At 72.3% G+C, this 18,439-nt stretch carries 21 protein-coding genes; 6 read left to right on the top strand and 15 right to left on the bottom strand.

Going from position 1 to position 18,439, the window contains the following annotated elements:
* The first annotated feature begins 42 nt into the window (after positions 1 to 42).
* Complete coding sequence (locus ABT034_RS11345) at positions 43 to 225, top strand: hypothetical protein (RefSeq protein WP_502972872.1); 183 nt, start codon at positions 43 to 45, stop codon at positions 223 to 225.
* Here the strand turns inward: ABT034_RS11345 and ABT034_RS11350 are convergent.
* Positions 218 to 877: an HAD family hydrolase gene (locus tag ABT034_RS11350; protein ID WP_351213683.1), complete on the bottom strand. Its 660-nt coding sequence runs from the start codon at positions 875 to 877 to the stop codon at positions 218 to 220. The two genes, ABT034_RS11345 and ABT034_RS11350, sit on opposite strands and share 8 nt — an antisense overlap.
* 62 nt (positions 878 to 939) lie before the next feature.
* On the opposite strand from ABT034_RS11350, the gene ABT034_RS11355 reads away from it, so the two are divergent.
* Positions 940 to 1,215, top strand: coding sequence for an STAS domain-containing protein (locus ABT034_RS11355; protein WP_351213685.1), 276 nt, complete (start codon positions 940 to 942; stop codon positions 1,213 to 1,215).
* On the opposite strand, the gene ABT034_RS11360 is transcribed toward ABT034_RS11355, so the two are convergent.
* The 3 genes from ABT034_RS11360 to ABT034_RS11370 all read right to left on the bottom strand — a co-directional run bounded on the left by ABT034_RS11360 (position 1,212) and on the right by ABT034_RS11370 (position 4,314).
* Entirely contained in the window at positions 1,212 to 2,183 is a 972-nt protein-coding gene (locus ABT034_RS11360; RefSeq protein ID WP_351213687.1) for a sigma-70 family RNA polymerase sigma factor, read from the bottom strand. The two genes, ABT034_RS11355 and ABT034_RS11360, sit on opposite strands and share 4 nt — an antisense overlap.
* A gap of 83 nt (positions 2,184 to 2,266) precedes the next feature.
* The gene (locus ABT034_RS11365; RefSeq protein ID WP_351213689.1) at positions 2,267 to 2,974 is read right to left on the bottom strand and encodes a L,D-transpeptidase; all 708 of its coding nucleotides are present in this window, start codon (positions 2,972 to 2,974) and stop codon (positions 2,267 to 2,269) included.
* 77 nt (positions 2,975 to 3,051) lie between these two features.
* The gene (locus tag ABT034_RS11370; RefSeq protein WP_351213691.1) at positions 3,052 to 4,314 is read right to left on the bottom strand and encodes an MFS transporter; all 1,263 of its coding nucleotides are present in this window, start codon (positions 4,312 to 4,314) and stop codon (positions 3,052 to 3,054) included.
* A 62-nt stretch (positions 4,315 to 4,376) separates the two neighbouring features.
* Between ABT034_RS11370 and ABT034_RS11375 the strand changes: the two genes are divergently transcribed.
* On the top strand, positions 4,377 to 5,348 hold the full coding sequence (locus tag ABT034_RS11375) for a LysR family transcriptional regulator (RefSeq protein ID WP_351213693.1): 972 nt from the start codon (positions 4,377 to 4,379) through the stop codon (positions 5,346 to 5,348).
* Here the strand turns inward: ABT034_RS11375 and ABT034_RS11380 are convergent.
* Positions 5,334 to 6,110, bottom strand: a complete 777-nt coding sequence (locus ABT034_RS11380) for an alpha/beta hydrolase (RefSeq protein WP_351213695.1) — start codon at positions 6,108 to 6,110, stop codon at positions 5,334 to 5,336. The two genes, ABT034_RS11375 and ABT034_RS11380, sit on opposite strands and share 15 nt — an antisense overlap.
* 86 nt (positions 6,111 to 6,196) lie before the next feature.
* A complete protein-coding gene (locus ABT034_RS11385) occupies positions 6,197 to 6,973 on the bottom strand; it encodes a GNAT family N-acetyltransferase (RefSeq protein WP_351213697.1) in 777 nt (258 codons plus the stop codon).
* Positions 6,974 to 7,076: 103 nt separating this feature from the next.
* Between ABT034_RS11385 and ABT034_RS11390 the strand changes: the two genes are divergently transcribed.
* Both ABT034_RS11390 and ABT034_RS11395 read left to right on the top strand, forming a co-directional pair.
* On the top strand, positions 7,077 to 8,231 hold the full coding sequence (locus tag ABT034_RS11390) for an adenosine deaminase (protein ID WP_351213698.1): 1,155 nt from the start codon (positions 7,077 to 7,079) through the stop codon (positions 8,229 to 8,231).
* Between the two features lie 174 nt (positions 8,232 to 8,405).
* The gene (locus tag ABT034_RS11395; RefSeq protein ID WP_351213700.1) at positions 8,406 to 8,777 is read left to right on the top strand and encodes a hypothetical protein; all 372 of its coding nucleotides are present in this window, start codon (positions 8,406 to 8,408) and stop codon (positions 8,775 to 8,777) included.
* A gap of 86 nt (positions 8,778 to 8,863) precedes the next feature.
* Here the strand turns inward: ABT034_RS11395 and ABT034_RS11400 are convergent, their stop codons facing one another.
* The 5 genes from ABT034_RS11400 to afsQ1 all read right to left on the bottom strand — a co-directional run bounded on the left by ABT034_RS11400 (position 8,864) and on the right by afsQ1 (position 12,713).
* Entirely contained in the window at positions 8,864 to 9,064 is a 201-nt protein-coding gene (locus ABT034_RS11400) for a PspC domain-containing protein (RefSeq protein ID WP_351213702.1), read from the bottom strand.
* Positions 9,065 to 9,153: 89 nt separating this feature from the next.
* The gene (locus ABT034_RS11405; protein WP_351213704.1) at positions 9,154 to 9,735 is read right to left on the bottom strand and encodes a VanZ family protein; all 582 of its coding nucleotides are present in this window, start codon (positions 9,733 to 9,735) and stop codon (positions 9,154 to 9,156) included.
* Positions 9,736 to 9,796: 61 nt separating this feature from the next.
* Positions 9,797 to 10,513 (bottom strand): hypothetical protein, encoded by a 717-nt coding sequence (locus ABT034_RS11410; protein ID WP_351213706.1) that lies wholly within the window; start codon positions 10,511 to 10,513, stop codon positions 9,797 to 9,799.
* A complete protein-coding gene (locus ABT034_RS11415) occupies positions 10,510 to 12,039 on the bottom strand; it encodes an ATP-binding protein (protein WP_351213708.1) in 1,530 nt (509 codons plus the stop codon). The genes ABT034_RS11410 and ABT034_RS11415 overlap by 4 nt, the downstream gene beginning before the upstream one ends.
* Complete coding sequence (gene afsQ1 / locus ABT034_RS11420) at positions 12,036 to 12,713, bottom strand: two-component system response regulator AfsQ1 (RefSeq protein ID WP_017239746.1); 678 nt, start codon at positions 12,711 to 12,713, stop codon at positions 12,036 to 12,038. Before afsQ1 ends, ABT034_RS11415 begins: the two co-directional genes overlap by 4 nt.
* Positions 12,714 to 12,883: 170 nt before the next feature.
* Here afsQ1 and ABT034_RS11425 point away from each other — a divergent pair, with 170 nt between their 5' ends.
* Positions 12,884 to 13,645 carry a SigE family RNA polymerase sigma factor gene (locus ABT034_RS11425; protein ID WP_351213710.1) on the top strand — a complete coding sequence of 254 codons (762 nt, stop codon included), beginning with the start codon at positions 12,884 to 12,886 and terminating at the stop codon, positions 13,643 to 13,645.
* A 147-nt stretch (positions 13,646 to 13,792) separates the two neighbouring features.
* Here the strand turns inward: ABT034_RS11425 and ABT034_RS11430 are convergent, their stop codons facing one another.
* The 4 genes from ABT034_RS11430 to ABT034_RS11445 form a co-directional block, all read right to left on the bottom strand.
* A complete protein-coding gene (locus ABT034_RS11430) occupies positions 13,793 to 14,422 on the bottom strand; it encodes a uridine kinase family protein (protein WP_351213712.1) in 630 nt (209 codons plus the stop codon).
* A 170-nt stretch (positions 14,423 to 14,592) separates the two neighbouring features.
* Positions 14,593 to 16,035, bottom strand: coding sequence for a TerD family protein (locus ABT034_RS11435; RefSeq protein WP_351213714.1), 1,443 nt, complete (start codon positions 16,033 to 16,035; stop codon positions 14,593 to 14,595).
* 53 nt (positions 16,036 to 16,088) lie between these two features.
* Positions 16,089 to 16,982: an aldehyde dehydrogenase family protein gene (locus ABT034_RS11440; RefSeq protein ID WP_351213716.1), complete on the bottom strand. Its 894-nt coding sequence runs from the start codon at positions 16,980 to 16,982 to the stop codon at positions 16,089 to 16,091.
* The gene (locus tag ABT034_RS11445) at positions 16,982 to 18,439 is read right to left on the bottom strand and encodes an aldehyde dehydrogenase family protein (RefSeq protein ID WP_351213718.1); all 1,458 of its coding nucleotides are present in this window, start codon (positions 18,437 to 18,439) and stop codon (positions 16,982 to 16,984) included. Before ABT034_RS11445 ends, ABT034_RS11440 begins: the two co-directional genes overlap by 1 nt.

Genomic DNA, 18,439 nt, shown 5'->3' on the forward strand with positions numbered 1-18,439 from the left:
GACGCACCGATAGAGGAGACGGACGCACCCGAGGGCTGCAAGGTGGAGATCATTGAGGGGATCATCACCGTGTCACCGTCACCGGCTGACCCCACCGTGACCCTGTACGGGGAGCCGAAGGGTGACGTCCACCGCGTGCTGCGCGCGGTGCCGTTCGGCGAGGAGATCCACCTCCCCGCCCCCTTCGACCTCACCCTCGGCACCGCCGAGTTCCCCGTCAGCTGAGCGCCACGCCGAGGAGCCCCGGCAGCTCCCGCATGTGCTCGAAGACCACCGTCCGGGGCCCCGCGAGCCGCTCCGCCCGGGACAGGCCGCCCGCGTAGCCGAACGCCCGCATCCCGGCCGCGCGGGCCGCCCGCACGCCGTACGGGCTGTCCTCCACCACCGCGCACCGCTCCGGCGGGACGCCCATCGTGGCCGCCGCGTGCAGGAAGAGGTCCGGGGCGGGCTTGCCCCGGACGACGTCGCGGGCGCTGAACATGCGGCCCTCGAAGCGGTCGAGCAGGCCCGCCCGCGTGAGGTTCTTGCCGATGCTGGCGTGGCTGCCGTTGGAGGCGAGGCAGTACGGGACGTGCAGCGCGTCCAGGACTTCGGTGACGCCCTCCACCGCCGTCAGCTCCGCGTCCAGCGCGTCCTCGTACCGCTGCCGGAAAGGCGCGTTCCAGTCGGGCTCAAGGGGCCGGCCGATCCGCTCCTCCAGGATCGAGGTGAGGAGTTCGTGCGAGGAGCCGACGAAGTGCTCCACCATCTCCTCCTCGGTGAACTCCGCCCCGAGGGTGGCGAACACCTCCCGGTCCACCCGGCAGTAGATCCGCTCGCTGTCCACCAGGACACCGTCACAGTCGAAGATCACCAGTTCGACAGGCTCGTGAGTCATGATCGGCAGCCTAGCGACACGGGCCGCGATGAGTTCCAGGTCCCGGGGCGGTCTCAACGGACGTGGACACCAGTCAACCGCTCGTCGTGACCCTGCCCGCCCGCCCCACCCGGGACGAGGTGGCGCGGCTCTGTGCCGAGCTCGCCGCCGCCCCGCCCGGTGACGTGGTCTGCGAGGTCGGCGCCCTCGCGCCCGCCGACCTCGCCGCCGTCGACGCCCTCGCCCGGCTGAAACTCGCGGCCGGGCGGCGCGGCCACCGGATCCGCTTCCACGGAGCGGGGCCCGACCTACGGGCCCTGCTCCTGCTGACCGGCCTCGACGGGACGCTGGAGACCTAGGCCTCCAGCCGGGCCGGCAGGTCGAAGAGCGGGAACCAGCGCTCGGTGTCCAGGAAGAAGTCCATCCCGGCGACCTTGCCGTCGCGCAGCTCCAGGACGATGAGCGCCCACGGGCTGTAGCCGCCCGCCGGGTCCGGGTGGTACTGCGCGAACGCCGGGGAGCCGTTCGCCACGGTCGGCACCAGCTTCGAGCCGGAGCAGACCTCGCCGACGCCCAGCATCCAGCCCACGATGTCGTCGTGACCCTGGAGCCAGAGGTCGTACGGCGGCATGGACATGGTCGCGTCCTCGTGGAGGAGCGCGGTCAGCGCCTTCATGTCGTAGCCCTCGAAGGCGGCGACATAGCGCTCCAGGAGCGCCTTCTGCTCCTCGTCGAGCGGGTTCGCCGTGTCGGAGGCGGCCGGCGCCTGCTCGGCCAGGGTCGCGCGGGCCCGCTGGAGCGCGCTGTTGACCGAGGCGACGGTGGTGTCGAGGAGCTCCGCGACCTCGCTCGCCTTCCAGGCGAGCACCTCGCGCAGGATGAGCACCGCCCGCTGCTTGGGCGGCAGGTGCTGGAGCGCGGCGACGAACGCGAGCCGTACCGTCTCCCGGGAGACGGCCGTCTCCGCCGGGTCGGCGACCGAGGGCAGGACGCGCCCGTCGGGGATCGGCTCCAGCCAGGTGATCTCGGGCTGCTTGACGAGCTGCGCCTGGGCGACCGGCGTCGGCGAGGTCAGATCCATCGGCCGCGCCCTCTTGTTACCCGCGTTCAGCGCGTCCAGGCAGACGTTGGTGGCGATCCGGTACAGCCAGGACCGCAGCGACGAGCGGCCCTCGAAGGAGCCGATGGCCTTCCAGGCCCGCACCATGGTGTCCTGCACCGCGTCCTCCGCCTCGAAGGACGATCCGAGCATCCGGTAGCAGTAACCGGTCAGCTCCCTGCGGTACTTGTCGAGTTCGTCGGTCGTCGCGGTCGCGGCGTCACTCATCGGTCCCAACCCCACTCACCCCTCACCGGCACCCGTTCGGTGCCGGTGAGAGGGAAGCTACCGGAGCGGACTGACAGTCGGGGTCAGGTTCCCGGCTTACGTCCGTAGACGAACACGTCGTCGCCGTTCCGCAGCAGGTTCCAGTACACCTTGGCGTCCCTCGACGTCATGTTGACGCAGCCACCCGAACCCGGCGGGTTCCACATGGACTTGGTGGTCGAGTGGAAGGCCTGGCCGCCGTCGAAGAACTGGGCGTACGGCATGGAGACGTTGTAGAGCGTCGACCAGTGGTTGATGTTCCGCCAGTAGATCTTCTTCGAGCCGGTACGGGTCTCGGTGCCGTCCTTGCCCGTACGGACCGGCACGGGCCCGTACTTGAGGCGGCTGCCGTCCTGGATCCAGGTCAGCTGGCGGGTCAGGTCGACGCAGGCGATCCGGCCCCGGTTGGTCGGACAGGCGCCCGCCCGGTTGGGCGTGGTGCCCGCCGCCCGCTGCTGGAGGATCGTGTTCATCGTGCGCCAGGTGACCGTCCCGGCGTACCCCGCGGCCGGGGTGATGCCGTGCTTCGCCTGGAAGGCCTGGATGGCCTGGCAGTCGGCGAGCGACTGGCGGCCGTCGACGGTCCGCCCGAGGAACTTCTCCACCTGCTTCTGGTACGGGCCCGTCGTCACGTTGCAGGACGCCGCCTGCGCCGGAGCCGTACCGAGCGCGATCGTCATCGGCACCAGCAGCGAGGTGAGGCCGGCCGCGATGCCCGCTCTCTTCCCTATTCGACCCGCGATTCTGTTCATGATCACTAACTCCCCCTTGAGTCCTATGACTCAGGACGTCCGGGGGCGCGACTCGGTTGCGGCGGAATCGGTGGGAATCAGCAGGGCGCGGCGATCCGCGTCCGCCGCGCCTCCAGGCGGGCGCTGTGGCTGCCGTACAGCGTGACCGACACGACGCCGAGGACCGCGACGAGACCGATCAGGACGGTCCCGGCCCACCCACCCGCGTGGAAGGCGACCGCGCCGAGCGTGCCGCCCGCGCTGCTGCCGAGGTAGTACGCGGACTGGTAGAGCGCCGAGGCCTGCGCGCGGCCCGTCGTCGCCGTACGGCTCACCGAGGAGGAGGCGACGGCGTGGCCCGCGAAGAAGCCGGCCGTGATCAGGACGAGGCCCGCGAGGACCGCGGGCAGCGCGTCGGCGAGCGAGAGCAGCAGGCCGAGGGCGGTGGTGGACACCGCCAGGTAGAGCGCCCCGCGCCGGCCGAGCCGCCCGACGAGCCCGCCGGCCGCCGCCGAGGAGACCGTACCGACCAGGTAGACCAGGAAGATCGAGCCGATCACGCCCTGCGGCAGCGAGAACGGGGCCTCCACCAGGCGGTAGCCGATCACGGTGTACACCGCGCCGAACACCGTCATGAACAGGGCGCCGATCACGTAGAGACGCATCAGCAGCGGGTCGGCGAGATGCGTCCGTACGGTCCGCGCGAGCGCCCTGGGGTCGAGCGTGCCCGGGGTGAAGTGCCGTGCCTTCGGCAGCAGCGCCCGGAAGGCGAGCGCGCAGAGCAGCGAGGTCAGACCGACGGCGGCCAGTCCCGCGCGCCAGCCCCCCATCTGGGCCACCCAGCCGGTCACCAGACGCCCGCTCATGCCACCGATCGAGTTGCCCGCCACGAACAGGCCGATCGCGCCGATCAGCGCCCGGGGGCGGACCTCCTCCGCGAGGAAGGCCATCGCGGAGGCCGGGAGCCCGGCCAGCGCCACGCCCTGGACCGCGCGCAGCGCGATCAGGGACTCCAGGTTCGGGGCGAGCGGCACCAGGAGCGCGACGGCCACCGCGACCGACAGGGAGGCGGTCATCATCGCGCGCCGGCCGAACCGCTCCGAGAGGGCGCTCATCGGGAGGACACACAGGGCGAGGGCGGCAGTCGCGGCCGAGACCGTCCAGGAGGCGGCGGAGGCGGTGGCGCCGAACTCGGCCGAGATGGCCGGGAGCAGGGCCTGCGTGGAGTAGAGGAGGGCGAAGGTGGCGAGGCCGGCGGCGAAGAGCGCGAGGCTCATCCGGCGGTAGCCGGGGGTGCCGGGGGCGAGGCGGGTGTCGGCGGACGCGGTGGTGGCGGCCGCCTTGGTACTGGCGGAAGGCATGTCACGAACGTAGGGCGACCCACTTCATGCGTCCAATGCACGGAACTGCTGTAATCGTTCCCATGGTGCATGAGTACAGGTCACAGCCTCGCCTGTCACCGAACAGTAACGAAGAAGACATGGGACCGCTGCTCGCGCCCCGGCTCGCGTACTTCGCCGCCGTCGCCCGGCACGAGCACGTGACCCGCGCGGCGGCCGAGATGGGCGTCCCCCAGTCGACGCTCTCCCGGGCGATGGTCCGGCTCGAACAGGACCTCGGCGTCTCCCTCTTCGCCCGCCGCGGCCGTACGGTCTCCCTCACGCCGGCCGGGCGCCGTTTCCTCACCGCCGCCGAGCGGGCCCTCGCCGAGGTGGAACGGGCCGCCGACACCGTACGCGCCGACGCCGACCCGTCCGCGGGGCGCGTCGCCTTCGGCTTCCTCCACACCATGGGCTCCGAGACCGTCCCCGGCCTCATCCGCGCCTTCCGCGTCGACCATCCCCGGATCCGCTTCACCCTCGTCCAGAACTACGGCGAGGCCATGATCGAACGGCTCCGGGCCGGTGACCTCGACCTCTGCCTGACCTCGCCGGTACCGGACGCCCCCGACCTGGTCGCCCGCCGCCTCGACGAGCAGCGGCTGCGGCTCGTCGTCCCCGACGACCACCGGCTCGCGGTCCGCAAGCGCGTCCGCCTCGCCGAGGCCGCCGAAGAGACCTTCGTGACCCTGGAACCGGGGTACGGGCTCCGCCGCATCACCGACGACCTGTGCGCCGAGGCCGGCTTCAAGCCCCGGGTCGCCTTCGAGGGCGAGGAGACCGAGACCCTGCGCGGCCTGGTCGCCGCCGGCCTCGGTGTCGCCCTGCTGCCCCCGCCGGCCGTGCCGCGCCCCGGCGTCGTCGAACTCACCGTCACCGCACCGCGCGCGGTCCGCGAGATCGGCGTCGCCTGGCTCGACGGCCACCCGGACACGGCCCCGGTGGCCGCCTTCAAGAAGTTCCTCCTCAGCAGGCGCGGCCATCTGCTCCCGAAGGAACCCTCACCGCCGGGCTGAGCCCCCGAAGCCCGCCGCGAGCGGCATTCGCAGGCCGAGCGGCGGGGGAGCGGCCATCGCGTCCTTCACGGGGCGGGCGACCGGGCGGGCGAAGAGGGCGCCGAGGACGAAGTCGGCGGCCAGGGCCTGCACCTCGTCCGCGTACTGGCGCAGCGCGTGGCCGTCCGAGTGGACCTCGAAACGGCAGGTGTCCCGGTTGGCCTTCTTCGCCCGCGCGGCGAACCGGAACGACAACTCGGGGTCCGTACGGGCGTCGTTCGTGCCGTGCACCAGCAGCACCCGGCGCCCCACCAGCTGCCGTACCGCCTCCGGCTCCGCCGCCACGTCGTCCTCCGGCAGCCAGGGCGCGAGCCCCAGGACCGAGCCGACCGCGTCGTGGCCGGCCGCCCGCAGCGCCGCCCGGGCGCCGAGCCCGTGCCCGACGAGGCAGACCGGGACGTCGCCGTACCGCCGTACCGCCTCCGCGACCGCCCAGGAGGCGTCCTCCGCGAGGTTCGCGTCGGCGCCGTTCCAGCCGCGCCCCCGGTAGCGCACCACATGGGCGACGAGCCCCTCGGACCGGCCCGCGCGGACGAGCGCGCGCCCGAGCGGCAGCATCGCCACGTGAGCCCGCGCGGAGGCACGACGCCCCGACACCGGCTCGCCGTCCGGCAGCAGCAGCACCACGCCGCCCGCGGCCGCCGACGTCCCAGAACCTCCAACAGGCCGTCCGAGCCGGGGTCTCCGGGCGTCGGGCGGCCCCACGAGTGCGAAGTGCGCCATGACAGAACAGTCTCAGAAGCGGAGGTGTACGCCAGTCGTACGCGCGGTCTCTGTTACGTATCGTCCGCGCGGGCGAACACCCCGGATCACACCGCCCGTTCGAACCGGGACACGCTTCCGACGATCTCGAACCCCTTCCGCGCGTACCAGTGGCGCGGCCAGTCGTCCGGGCGCGCGGTCAGGAAACGGGTGGTGCAGCCGGCGTCGGCGGCCAGCCGCAGGGCCGTGTCGATGACGACCCCGGCATGCCCCTGCCCCAGGTGGGCCTCGTCCGTGACCAGGTCCTCGATCTGCGCCACCCCGCTCGCCGGGTCCAGATACAGATCGACCCAGCCGGCCACCTCGCCGTCCGGGCCGTACGAAGCCAGGAACCGGACGACCTCGGCGCCCCGGCGCCTGGCCGTCCGCCGCTCCACCAGGTCGTGGACGTGCTCCGGTGAGGCCTCGGGGGCGAGCCGCCGCCAGGACGCGAGCAGCGGCCCGCGCAGCGCGTCCAGGTCCACCTCGCGCGCTCCGCCGTGCGCCGGGACCGGGCCGGTGTGCCGCATGAGGAGCGAGGTGGAGTGCCGGTACCCGGCCCGGGTCATCGGCTCGAGACAGGCCGCCGCGACCCCCTCGTCGAGGACGAACACGTGCCGGTACGGACGGTGCGCCATCAGCTCGTCGGCCCGCGCGGGCAGCGCCTCGGGGTCGGTCGGCCCGTCGACGAGCAGGTGGTTGTGCCCGCGGGAGAGCGCGTACGTGCCGTCCCGTACGGCGAACCCGCCCGGGAAGCCGACGGTGCCGGCCGCCTGACGTCGGTGGAAGGCGGACAGGAAGCCGCGTATGCGGCCCAGGTCGGGATGGGGATCCGTGGAAGTCATGGGCGCAGGCTAGGCGTTCGGCCGCCGGGCCCGCAGCGGAAAAACCGCCGGGTCGCACGTGCCGCGAGGCAGGATCTACGCGCGTAGGGGCTAGAGTGCGGAAATGACGAGCCAGACCCCCCGCGTCCCCACCGCGGACCAGATCCGCCGCGCCCCGAAGGTGCTGCTCCACGATCACCTCGACGGCGGACTGCGCCCCGGCACGATCATCGAGCTCGCCCGGGAGCAGGGCTACGCGCAGCTCCCCGAGACGGAACCCGGCACGCTCGGCACCTGGTTCCGCGAAGCCGCCGACTCCGGGTCCCTTGAGCGCTACCTGGAGACCTTCGCGCACACCTGCGCCGTCATGCAGACCCGTGACGCCCTCGTCCGGGTCGCCGCCGAGTGCGCCGTCGACCTCGCCGAGGACGGCGTCGTGTACGCGGAGGTGCGCTACGCCCCCGAGCAGCACCTGGAGGGCGGCCTCACCCTGGAGGAGGTCGTGGAGGCCGTCAACGAGGGCTTCCGCGAGGGCGAGCGGCAGGCCGGGGCGAACGGGTACCGCATCCGGGTCGGCGCCCTGCTGACCGCGATGCGGCACGCGGCCCGCGCCCTGGAGATCGCCGAACTCGCCAACCGCTTCCGCGACACCGGTGTCGTCGGCTTCGACATCGCGGGCGCCGAGGCCGGCTACCCGCCCACCCGCCACCTCGACGCCTTCGAGTACCTCAAGCGGGAGAACAACCACTTCACGATCCACGCGGGCGAGGCCTTCGGGCTGCCCTCCATCTGGCAGGCGCTCCAGTGGTGCGGCGCCGACCGGCTCGGGCACGGCGTCCGGATCATCGACGACATCGAGGTCGCCGACGACGGCTCGGTGACCCTCGGCCGGCTCGCCGCCTACGTCCGCGACAAGCGGATCCCGCTGGAGATGTGCCCCTCGTCCAACCTCCAGACCGGGGCCGCCGCCTCGTTCGCCGAGCACCCCATCGGCCTGCTCCGCCGGCTTCACTTCCGGGCCACCGTCAACACCGACAACCGGCTGATGAGCGGGACGAGCATGAGCCGTGAATTCGAGCTGTTGACCGAAGCCTTCGATTACACGCTCGACGACATGCTGTGGTTCACGGTCAATGCGATGAAATCAGCGTTCATTCCTTTCGATGAACGACTGGCCATGATCAACGAGGTCATCAAGCCCGGATACGCCGAGCTGAAGTCCGCATGGCTGTTCCAACAGACCGCCACGACCAGCGAGTCTTCCCGTACGGCGGGCTGAGGCGACACCCCGTCACGGGGACGGGAGCGGCCGGGCGAGCGCGACACCCGGCCGCTTTCCGGTGTTTGCGGAGGCGCCGATCACTGGTTAGGTTGCAGAACCGCTCTGCATTCCCAGGATTTCCCCTCCCGGCTTTTCCCCGAAGCCCCCGGATTCCCCAAGGAAGATTTTCAGATGAAGCAGTCTGCCGCCAAGAAGCTCGGTGTCGCCGCTCTCGGTGCCGCTTTCGCCGCCACCGCCGCCGGCACGGCCTCCGCCGCGCCGTCCCTGCCGCTCGGCGCCGACGTGCTGGGCACGGTGACCCAGGCCGTCCCGCTGGGTGACGGCCTCACCGAGCTCCCCGACGGCGCTTCCGAGTCCCTCGGCGCCGGACAGGGCGCCCTCGGACAGGGCCTCGACCAGGGCGCGAAGAACCTGCCGACCACCACCGCCCAGGCCACCAAGGGCCTCCCGCTCGACGGCGCCACCGGCGCCCTCGGCGGCCTGCCGATCAGCGGCCTCCTCGGCGGCCTGCCGCTGGGCGCCGGCGGCCTGCCGATCGGCTGACCACAGCCGTACCCGCCGAAGGGGCGCGCACCCGGTCCTCCCGGGTACGCGCCCCTTCGGCGTGCGTGTGGGCGTACGAGCAGCGGCTACCAGGCCGTAGTGGCGCTCTTCTCCGCCGGCAGGAAGATCCACAGGCCCAGGTAGAGCAGGAACTGCGGGCCGGGCAGCAGGCACGAGGCCACGAAGATCACGCGCATCGTCGTCGCGGAGATGCCGAAGCGCCGGGCCAGCCCCGCGCACACTCCGCCGATCATGCGTCCGTCACGGGGGCGGGCAAGTGCGGCCATGGTGGGCTCCTTCGGAGTCGGTACGGGAGCCGCTCCTCGGGCTCCCGATGACTCCATACTGCCGCCGGACAGGGCCCCGCGGCGTCGGTCTACCGGGCGATCGGGACCCTGGTAATCGTCGGGGTCGCACCCTGAGACCCGTCGTTCCGCAGCAGGGCGGAACCCTGACCCCGGCTGGTCCCCGCGGAGGAGTCCGGCCGCCCCGCGTCCGACCTGCGGCGCAGCCAGGTCCGCCCGGCCGGTACGAGGAGAAGGTGCGCGAGCGCCACCCCGGCCGTGTTCAGGAGGACCGAGTCCACGTCCACGACCTGACCCGGTACGGCGGTCTGCAGCAGCTCCACGGCCAGTGACACCAGCGCACCGGCGGCGGTCGTCCGGACGAGCGAGGCCCAGTAGGAGACGTTCAGCCGCCCGTCGGCCATCGGGAGCAGCACCCCGAGCGGGGCCAGGAGCAGCAGCCCCTCACCGATCAGCCGGGCCGCCTCGGCGGTGCCGAGGGCGAGATCCGCCCGGAGGCCGTTCAACGGGACGGTGTTCGGCGCGGTCACCCAGGCCACGTCCCGTGGGCGCAGGCTGATCCAGGCGACGAGCAGCAGATGCGCGAGGACGAGGACGAACCCCGCCACGCGGACGACCACGGCGGCACTGCCGCCCGAACCTTGACGCTGCACGCCCCCCAAGACGCCAAGCACGGCGGAATCGGTTCCGCCGGGTCGCGTCCGGCCCCGCGGACTACGGAGCGGTCGCGGTCGCCGCCGGAGGAACCGACTCCGGAGCGGTCGAGGACTCCGGGGCGGTCGCGGTCGCCGTCGGTGGCGTGGACTCCGGGGCGGACGAGGGCTCCGGACTCGGCGCCGGCGCCGTCGGGGGCGCCGACTCCGGCCGTTCGCGCAGTTCCGTCGTGCAGCGGTAGCGCTTCGGCTCGTACGCGCCGGGGCCGCCGAGCAGGACCGTGTGGCCGCCCGCGCCCGCCGAGCTCTCCGCGAACGTGCAGACCAGCTGCGACAGCGCCGTCGGCGCCAGGTCCTCCGGCTGGCGGCTCAGCCGCAGCGTCCCCGCCGGGTCGCCCCGGTGGCCGCCGCTCACCACGAGCGGCCCCCGCACCGCGCTCGTGAAGCCGGCCTGCCGCTCGCTCTCCGAAGGCTCGGCGAGCAGCTGCGCGAGCAGCCCCCTGGCCGTACGCACCGGATCGCCGCCCGCCTTCTCCTCCGGCAGCGGCGACCGCCGGTCCACCGCCTCCAGCTGCGAACCGCAGACCAGGAACACCCGGACCGGCACGCCCTGCACCGCAGACCCCGTCGTACTCCCCTCCGTGGTGCTGCACGGGACCCGGGACGGGGCCGCGCCCGCGTCGACGGGGACCGAGGTCGTCCTGATCCCGCAGCCCGAGACCACGGCGGCGAGCGCGACCGCCGTCAGGGCCGTACGCCCGAAGGTGCGGTGCCTCACGCTTCCTCCACCTCGCCCTGGCTGCTGCGGGTCTGCACCTCGCGGGTGATCCCCGACGCGTCCAGGGGCAGCCGCAGCACGAACACCGCGCCGTCCACCGCCCCGTCCTCGCCGACCGAGTTGGCGGCGGTGATCGAACCGCCGTGGATCAGCGCGTTCTCCATGGCGATCGACAGGCCGAGGCCGCTGCCGTCGGACCGGGGCCGGGACGCGCTCGCCTTGTAGAAGCGGTCGAAGACGTGCGGCAGCACCTCTTCGGGGATGCCGGGGCCGTGGTCGCGTACCGCGATGACCAGCTCGTCGTCCTCCGTGCGCACCGAGACCCGGACCGGCGAACCGCCGTGCTTCAGCGCGTTCCCGATCAGGTTCGCCAGGATCACGTCGAGGCGGCGCGGGTCGAGCGGCGCCACGATCCCGCGCTCGGCGTCCAGATCGACCGCGTCGAGCCACGCGCGCGCGTCGATGCACGCGGTGATCTGGTCGGCGATGTCCACCTCGTCGAGGACGAGCCGGGCGGTGCCCGCGTCGAAGCGGGTCACCTCCATCAGGTTCTCCACCAGGTTGTTGAGCCGCCGCGTCTCGCTGACGACGAGCGCGACAGCCGGGGCGATCATCGGGTCGAGGGAGTCCTGCTCGTCCTCGAGGACCTCCGTGACGGCCGTGAGGGCGGTCAGCGGGGTCCGCAGCTCGTGCGACATGTCGGCGACGAAACGCCGGGAGGACTCCTCCCGGGCGCTCATGTCCGCGACCTTCTTCTGCAGGGACTCCGCCGCGCTGTTGAACGTACGGGTCAGATCGGCCAGTTCGTCCGCGCCGGTGACCCGCAGCCGGGTGTCGAGCTTGCCCTCGCCGAGCTGCTTGGCCGCCTCGCCGAGCCGGTGCACCGGGCGCAGCACGGTCGTCGCCGCGACCTGCGCGAGCAGCACCGAACCGGCCACCGCGAGCGCGGTGGCGATCCCGAGCGACCAGGCGAGCGAGTTCAGATCGGCCTTCTCGGCCGCGAGGGACTTGAACATGTAGCCGGCGGGCCCGCCGCCGTCGATCCGCGTCCCCCCGACCAGGTACGGCGTCCCGTTCCGCTCCGTACGCTGCCAGAACAGGTGGTACGCGTACGGGTTGGCGTCCGTGACCGGCCGCTCGGTGTCCACGGCCTCCGTCAGCGAGCGCGGCACGTCGGCCAGGGTGAAGTCGTCCGGATCCGAGGCGCCGACGATCGGCTTGCCAGCGGCCCGCTCACCGAGCAGCAGCACCTGGTAGTCGCGGCTGCCGGTCGCCATCTGCTCGGCGGTCCGCCGCAGCTCGTCCTGCGTGGGCCGCAGCGGCAGCGTCGCCGCCCGGTTCTGCATCTCCTGCCGGAAGTCGTTGAGCGCCCCGTCCTGGGTCCGGGTCAGCACCGCCTCGCGGTTCAGCCAGTACGCGATGCCGGACGCGGCGACGGCGGCGGTGAGCGCGACCAGGGCGAAGACGACGACGAGCCGCAGCCGCAGGCTGGACAGACGCACCCGCGTGAGGATCCCCTTGCTCACGCAGGGACGTCCAGCCGGTAGCCGACCCCGCGCACGGTACGGATCAGCGTCGGCGAGGACGGCACGTCCTCCACCTTGGCGCGCAGCCGCTGCACACAGGCGTCGACGAGCCGCGAGTCGCCCAGGTAGTCGTGTTCCCACACGAGCCGCAGCAACTGCTGCCGGGAGAGCGCCTGTCCGGGCCGGCGGCTCAGCTCCAGGAGCAGCCGCAGCTCGGTCGGGGTGAGCTGGAGGTCCTCGCCGTTCTTGGTGACCGTCATCGCGGACCGGTCGATGACGAGGGACCCGTACGTCGCCGAATCCGTCGACTCCCGCTCGCCCCGCCGCAGTACGGCCCGGATACGGGCGTCGAGGACACGGCCCTGCACCGGCTTCACGACGTAGTCGTCGGCGCCGGACTCCAGGCCCACGACCACGTCGATGTCGTCGCTGCGCGCGGTCAGCAGGATGATCGGCAGCTGGTCGGTGCGGCGGATGCGCCGGCAGACCTCGAAGCCGTCGATGCCGGGCAGCATGACGTCGAGCACGACCAGGTCGGGCCGCTGCTCGCGCAGCAGCTGGAGACCGTCCTCACCGGTCGCGGCGGTGGCCACCCGGTGGCCCTGCCGGGACAGGGAGAGTTCGAGGGCCGTGCGGATGGCGTCGTCGTCCTCGATCAGCAGCAGAAAAGGCACGGGCGTCATTCTGTCGCATGCGGCCGTCCGAGTTCGACCGCTGGGAGGCGCGCTTCTGTCCCGGCCCCTGTGACACGCCTGTGACAGTCGACGGACAGCGCCATGAAGTCCGGTGGGCAAGCTTCTTGGCACACGGACCGAAACACACTCCAACCGACGGGGGGCGCGAGATGAACGCACTGCACAGCACCACCTCGAGCGCAGTAGTCACGCGTCTCCACGACGTCGTGCGGAGCACGGAGAAGTCCGGGGCTGCAACTGGGGGCACCTCCCTGCTCGAGCGAAGCCGAGAGCTTGGGGGAGGGCGGGGGTGCGTTCGCAGCGTCGGGCGTCAGCGCAAGGCGCCGTACATGGTGGCCATCGCTGACGGGGGAGCGGCGTACGGGGAGGTCACGGGGGAGCGCAACTGCTCGGAAGCCGAGTTCACGGCTTACGTCCAGGAGCGTCGTGCCTCCCTGTACGCCACCGCCTACCACCTCACCGGAGACCGGTTCGAGGCCGAGGACCTGCTCCAGAGCGCGCTGTTCTCCACGTACCGCGCCTGGGAGCGGATCAGCGACAAGGCCGCGGTCGGCGGATACCTCCGCCGCACCATGACCAACCTGCACATCAGTGCCTGGCGCAGGCGCAAGCTCAACGAGTACCCGACCGAGGAGTTGCCGGAGACGGTCGGTGAGACGGACGCGATGCGCGGCACGGAGCTGCGCACGGTGCTCTGGCAGGCCCTCGCCCGGCTGCCCGAGCTCCAGCGGACCATGCTGGTGCTGCGCTACTACGAGGGCCGGACCGATCCGGAGATCGCGGAGATCCTGGACATCAGTGTCGGCACGGTGAAGTCGAGCATCTGGCGCTCGCTGCGGCGACTGCGCGAGGACGAGGTGCTGAGCTTCGGCCGTGACGAGGAGGAGTCCTTCGGCGAGCTGGTGGCCTGAAGGTCTGGGGGGAAAGCCCAGGAAGGCCTACGGGGGAACGGGGCCGGAGAGGGACCGTACGGGGGTACGGGGGAAATGAAGCGGGCTGTGCGAGCCGGGGGGTCTCGTACAGCCCGCTTCGCTTTGCGGTGGGGGTGTTGGCGACGGTCAGCCGGCCGCGGGTGTGCGGTGGCGGCCCGCTGCCGCGGCTGCCAGGCGGCCCAGGGCCTCCTTCTTCGCACAGGGATGGGCGCCGAGGGCCGCCTGGCGGGTCACGATCGCCCGCTCCGTCCGCATCAGGCGCCAGCCCCGCCTCAGCAGGAACGGCACCGACTTGCGGCCCTCCCTGAGATCGCGGGCGAGCCGCCGGCGGAACGTCGTCGAGGGGCGGCCCCGCAGACAGAGCGCGTCGGCGAGGACGTCGAGCTCGCGGCAGCGGGACACGATCTCGGCCGCGAAGATCCCCTCCGCCACGAACAGCGGCGTCCGCTCGATGCCGAACCGCTCCCGGCCCACCCGGGAGCTGGTGGCGATGTCGTACACGGGGACCTCGGTCCGCCCCGTACGGCACAGTTCGACGATGGCGGCGACGGCGGCGTCCGCGTCCCAGGACCGCGGGGAGTCCCAGTCGATGTCCGAGCTGCCGTCGACGAGCGGGAGGGACGGGTCGTCGGCCTCCTTGTAGAAGTCGTCGAGGCGCAGGACCGGGAGGCCGGTGACGGCGGCGAGGGACGACTTGCCGGAGCCGGAGGGGCCCGCGAGCAGGACGACCCGGGCGGGGATCGATTGGGAACTCACGGGACACCAGTGTGAACCATTCCCCCGCGCGGGGGACCCGCGAGGAAGCCCCTAGGTAGGGAGCATCACACCTTGACTACTGCCGGTGTCCGATCGGTCACCCCGTGGAGGCTCGGACCTGCCGGTGGCGGGTCCGAGCACGCGGTGGCTGCCTCCGTAGGACTGCCCGCTCAGCGCCTCGCCCGGCGCAGCCAGCCCAGCGCCCTGCGGGGCTCGGGCTGGTACGGCTCGGACAGCTTCGCGGGGCCGTCGGCGTCCCAGCCGCTGCCGTGCGGCTGTACGTCCTTCAGGCGCGCGCTCCAGGGGCCTTCCGCCAAGGACACCTGGACGAGGACCGGGCCCTCCGGCAGCGGCACGGTGTCCCGGCGTGCGCCGATCTCGTTGATGGCGGCGCTTCCGTGCTTCGGCAGCGTGGTGGAGTCCGTGTGCCCCGCCAAGCGGTAGAGGAAGACGACGAAATTGCTCTCGCCGCGGTAGCGGAAGGCGGCGTCGGCGGTCCCCGCGGTGTGGAGTAGGAGCTCGGGACCCTCGGACTCCAGGGTGTCCTCCGTCAGACGCCGGGCCTCCGCCAGCGGCAGGACACGCACCTGCCAGGAGTCGCTCGCCTGCAGCTGCAGACGCAGAGTCCCGTTGGCGGGGACGGTGGCGAGCACCCGGCCCCGAAAACCCTTCTCCCCGGTGTTGATGAGGTAACGCCCCTTGGTGTTGGACGCGTCGAGGGGCCACAGGGCTTGGTGTCCGTCGCCCTCCAGCGCCACTGCCACCATGACAGGGCCGGGCGGCAGATCCTTCGCGGTGATCACCTCGCTGTGCCGGCCGGTGAAGGTGCGCGGCTCGAAGACGGGCCCGCACGTCCAGACCGACGGGTCGGGCCGCGGACCGGGCGGGGGAGAGGCCGTCAGGGGCGCCTGGGCCTGGGCAGGGTCCTGGGGGGTCTCCGGGGCCGACGCCTGGGCCTGGGCCAGCTCCTCGCGCAGGGCCCGGATCTGGTCCGGGGTCATGTCCAGGAGCTCTTCCCGCGTCGGGCGCCGAATCCGGGCCGGTGCCGGTACCGGTGCCTGAGCCGGGACCGCGACCGGGGCCTGAACCGGGGCCTGGGCCGGTGTCTCGCGCGGTTCCTCGCTCACGTCCACCCCGTGGTCCACCGCCAGGCCGGTCAGCCCGTCGACGTACCCCTGGCCCACCGCCCGGAACTTCCAGCCGCCCGACCGGCGGTACAGCTCCGCGAGGACCATCGCCGTCTCGTCGCCCGCGTCGGTCACCTCGTACCCCACGACGGTCGCCCCGTCGGGCCCGAAGACCTCCACGGAGAGCCCGTGGGCGTCGCGGAGCGCGCCCTCCTCCGTCGACACGACGAGGAGGACGCGGGTGACGGCCTCCTCCGCGCCCGTGAGGTCGGCGTCGAGCCACACCGTGCCGTCCTCGGCCCCGGCGAGCCGCACCGCGCCCGACGGGTGCGCCGGAGCCCCGTCGAACACGATGTCGGAGTCCCCCCGGACCCTGCCCTGCTCCGTCACGAGCAGCGCCGCCACGTCCACGCCGCTCCGGACGGCGACGCGCAGCGCCGCCGTCGGGACGAAGGCGTTGTCTCCCTTGATCAGTCCCCTCAGCATGTCTGGATCTTGCGTGCGAGACCCGGACATGCGCAAGGAGCCGGCGCGAGGAGCTAGTACGAGGAGCCGGAGGCTCCCAGGCTGCCCGTCGGGTGCCAGACCGTCTTCGTTTCCAGGAAGGCGGTCATGCGGTCCGTGGTCGGGGACTCCGTGAAGTCCTCGGTACGGGGGCGCAGGACGCGCTTCAGGTTGTCCGCCGCCGCGATCTCCAGGTCGCGGGCGAGGTCGCCGTCGGCCGCGCCCGTCAGGTCGATGGCGTTGACGTCCTGGTGGGACGCCAGGTGCGGGCCCATCTCCGCGGCCTTGCCGGAGAGGATGTTGACCACGCCGCCGGGGAGGTCGGAGGTGGCCAGGACCTCGCCGAGGGAGAGCGCCGGGAGCGGGGACTTCTCGCTCGCGATGACGACCGCCGTGTTGCCCGTCGCGATCACCGGGGCGATCACCGAGACCAGGCCCAGGAACGACGAGTCCTGGGGGGCGATGACGGTGACGACGCCCGTGGGCTCCGGCGTGGACAGGTTGAAGTACGGGCCCGCCACCGGGTTGGCGCCGCCGACGACCTGGGCGATCTTGTCCGTCCAGCCCGCGTACCAGACCCAGCGGTCGATGGCCGCCTCGACGACCTCGGCCGCCTTGTTCTTGGACAGGCCCTCCGCGTGCGCCACCTCGTGCACGAACTGGCCCTTGCGGCCCTCCAGCATCTCGGCGACGCGGTAGAGGATCTGGCCGCGGTTGTACGCGGTAGCGCCCGCCCAGCCGCCGAACGCCTTGCGCGCGGCGACGACCGCGTCACGGGCGTCCTTGCGGGAGGAGAGGGGAGCGTTGGCCAGCCACTTGCCCTTGCTGTCCTGCACTTCGTACACCCGGCCGCTCTCGGAACGCGGGAACTTCCCGCCCACGTACAGCTTGTAGGTCTTGAAGACGGAAAGACGGTCAACTGCGCTCATCAGCGCTCACCCTTCGGGCTCGACGGGGCGAGGTACGCCTCCAGGCCGTGGCGACCGCCCTCGCGGCCGAAACCCGACTCCTTGTAGCCGCCGAACGGCGAGGTCGGGTCGAACTTGTTGAACGTGTTGGCCCAGACGACACCCGCGCGGAGCTTGCCGGCGACCGCGAGGATGCGGGAGCCCTTCTCCGTCCAGATGCCGGCCGACAGGCCGTACTGGCTGTTGTTGGCCTTCGCGACGGCCTCGTCGGGCGTACGGAAGGTCAGCACCGACAGGACCGGGCCGAAGATCTCGTCGCGGGCGACCGTGTGCGCCTGCGTGACGTTCGTGAAGAGCGTCGGGGCGAACCAGTAGCCCGCCGACGGGAGCTCGCAGGCGGCGGACCAGCGCTCGGCGCCCTCCGCCTCGCCCTGCTCCACCAGCGTGGTGATACGGGCCAGCTGCTCGGACGAGTTGATGGCACCGATGTCGGTGTTCTTGTCGAGCGGGTCACCGAGGCGGAGCGTCGACAGGCGCCGCTTCAGGCTGTCGAGCAGCTCGTCCTGGATCGACTCCTGGACCAGGAGGCGGGAGCCCGCGCAGCAGACCTGGCCCTGGTTGAAGAAGATGCCGGTGACGATGCCCTCGACCGCCTGGTCGATGGGGGCGTCGTCGAAGACGATGTTCGCGCCCTTGCCGCCCAGCTCCAGGGTCAGCTTCTTGTCCGTGCCGGCGACCGAGCGCGCGATGGCCTTGCCGACGGCGGTCGAACCGGTGAAGGCGACCTTGTTGACGTCCGGGTGCTCGACGAGCGCGGCGCCGGTGTCCCCGTACCCGGGGAGGATGTTGACGACGCCCTTCGGCAGCCCGGCCTGGCGGCAGATGTCCGCGAAGAACAGGGCGGAGAGCGGGGTCGTCTCGGCCGGCTTCAGGACGACCGTGTTGCCGGTGGCGAGCGCCGGGGCGATCTTCCACGCCAGCATCAGGAGCGGGAAGTTCCACGGGATGACCTGGCCGGCCACGCCGAGCGGGCGCGGGTTCGCGCCGTAGCCCGCGTGGTCGAGCTTGTCGGCCCAGCCCGCGTAGTAGAAGAAGTGCGCGGCGACCAGCGGGAGGTCCGCGTCGCGGGTCTCCCTGATCGGCTTGCCGTTGTCCAGGGTCTCCAGGACGGCCAGCTCGCGGCTGCGCTCCTGGATGATCCGGGCGATGCGGAACAGGTACTTGGCGCGCTCGGAGCCGGGCAGCGCCGACCACTTCTCGAACGCCCTGCGGGCCGCCTTCACCGCGCGGTCGACGTCCTCGGCGCCCGCCTGGGCGACCTCGGCGAGGACCTCCTCGGTGGAGGGGGAGACGGTCTTGAAGACCTTGCCGTCGGCGGCCTCGACGAACTCGCCGTCGATGAACAGGCCGTAGGAGGGGGCGATGTCGACGACGGAGCGGGACTCGGGCGCCGGTGCGTACTCGAATGCAGATGCCAT

Source organism: Streptomyces sp. NPDC002773 (assembly GCF_040295605.1).
Classification (GTDB): Bacteria; Actinomycetota; Actinomycetes; order Streptomycetales; family Streptomycetaceae; genus Streptomyces.

Coding starts and splice junctions, on each gene's coding strand:
- ABT034_RS11350 (WP_351213683.1), bottom strand. CDS start 877: ATGACTCACGAGCCTGTCGAACTGGTGATCTTCGACTGTGACGGTGTC.
- ABT034_RS11360 (WP_351213687.1), bottom strand. CDS start 2,183: ATGAGTGACGCCGCGACCGCGACGACCGACGAACTCGACAAGTACCGC.
- ABT034_RS11365 (WP_351213689.1), bottom strand. CDS start 2,974: ATGAACAGAATCGCGGGTCGAATAGGGAAGAGAGCGGGCATCGCGGCC.
- ABT034_RS11370 (WP_351213691.1), bottom strand. CDS start 4,314: ATGCCTTCCGCCAGTACCAAGGCGGCCGCCACCACCGCGTCCGCCGAC.
- ABT034_RS11375 (WP_351213693.1), top strand. CDS start 4,377: ATGGTGCATGAGTACAGGTCACAGCCTCGCCTGTCACCGAACAGTAAC.
- ABT034_RS11380 (WP_351213695.1), bottom strand. CDS start 6,110: ATGGCGCACTTCGCACTCGTGGGGCCGCCCGACGCCCGGAGACCCCGG.
- ABT034_RS11385 (WP_351213697.1), bottom strand. CDS start 6,973: ATGACTTCCACGGATCCCCATCCCGACCTGGGCCGCATACGCGGCTTC.
- ABT034_RS11390 (WP_351213698.1), top strand. CDS start 7,077: ATGACGAGCCAGACCCCCCGCGTCCCCACCGCGGACCAGATCCGCCGC.
- ABT034_RS11395 (WP_351213700.1), top strand. CDS start 8,406: ATGAAGCAGTCTGCCGCCAAGAAGCTCGGTGTCGCCGCTCTCGGTGCC.
- ABT034_RS11400 (WP_351213702.1), bottom strand. CDS start 9,064: ATGGCCGCACTTGCCCGCCCCCGTGACGGACGCATGATCGGCGGAGTG.
- ABT034_RS11425 (WP_351213710.1), top strand. CDS start 12,884: ATGAACGCACTGCACAGCACCACCTCGAGCGCAGTAGTCACGCGTCTC.
- ABT034_RS11435 (WP_351213714.1), bottom strand. CDS start 16,035: ATGCTGAGGGGACTGATCAAGGGAGACAACGCCTTCGTCCCGACGGCG.
- ABT034_RS11440 (WP_351213716.1), bottom strand. CDS start 16,982: ATGAGCGCAGTTGACCGTCTTTCCGTCTTCAAGACCTACAAGCTGTAC.
- ABT034_RS11445 (WP_351213718.1), bottom strand. CDS start 18,439: ATGGCATCTGCATTCGAGTACGCACCGGCGCCCGAGTCCCGCTCCGTC.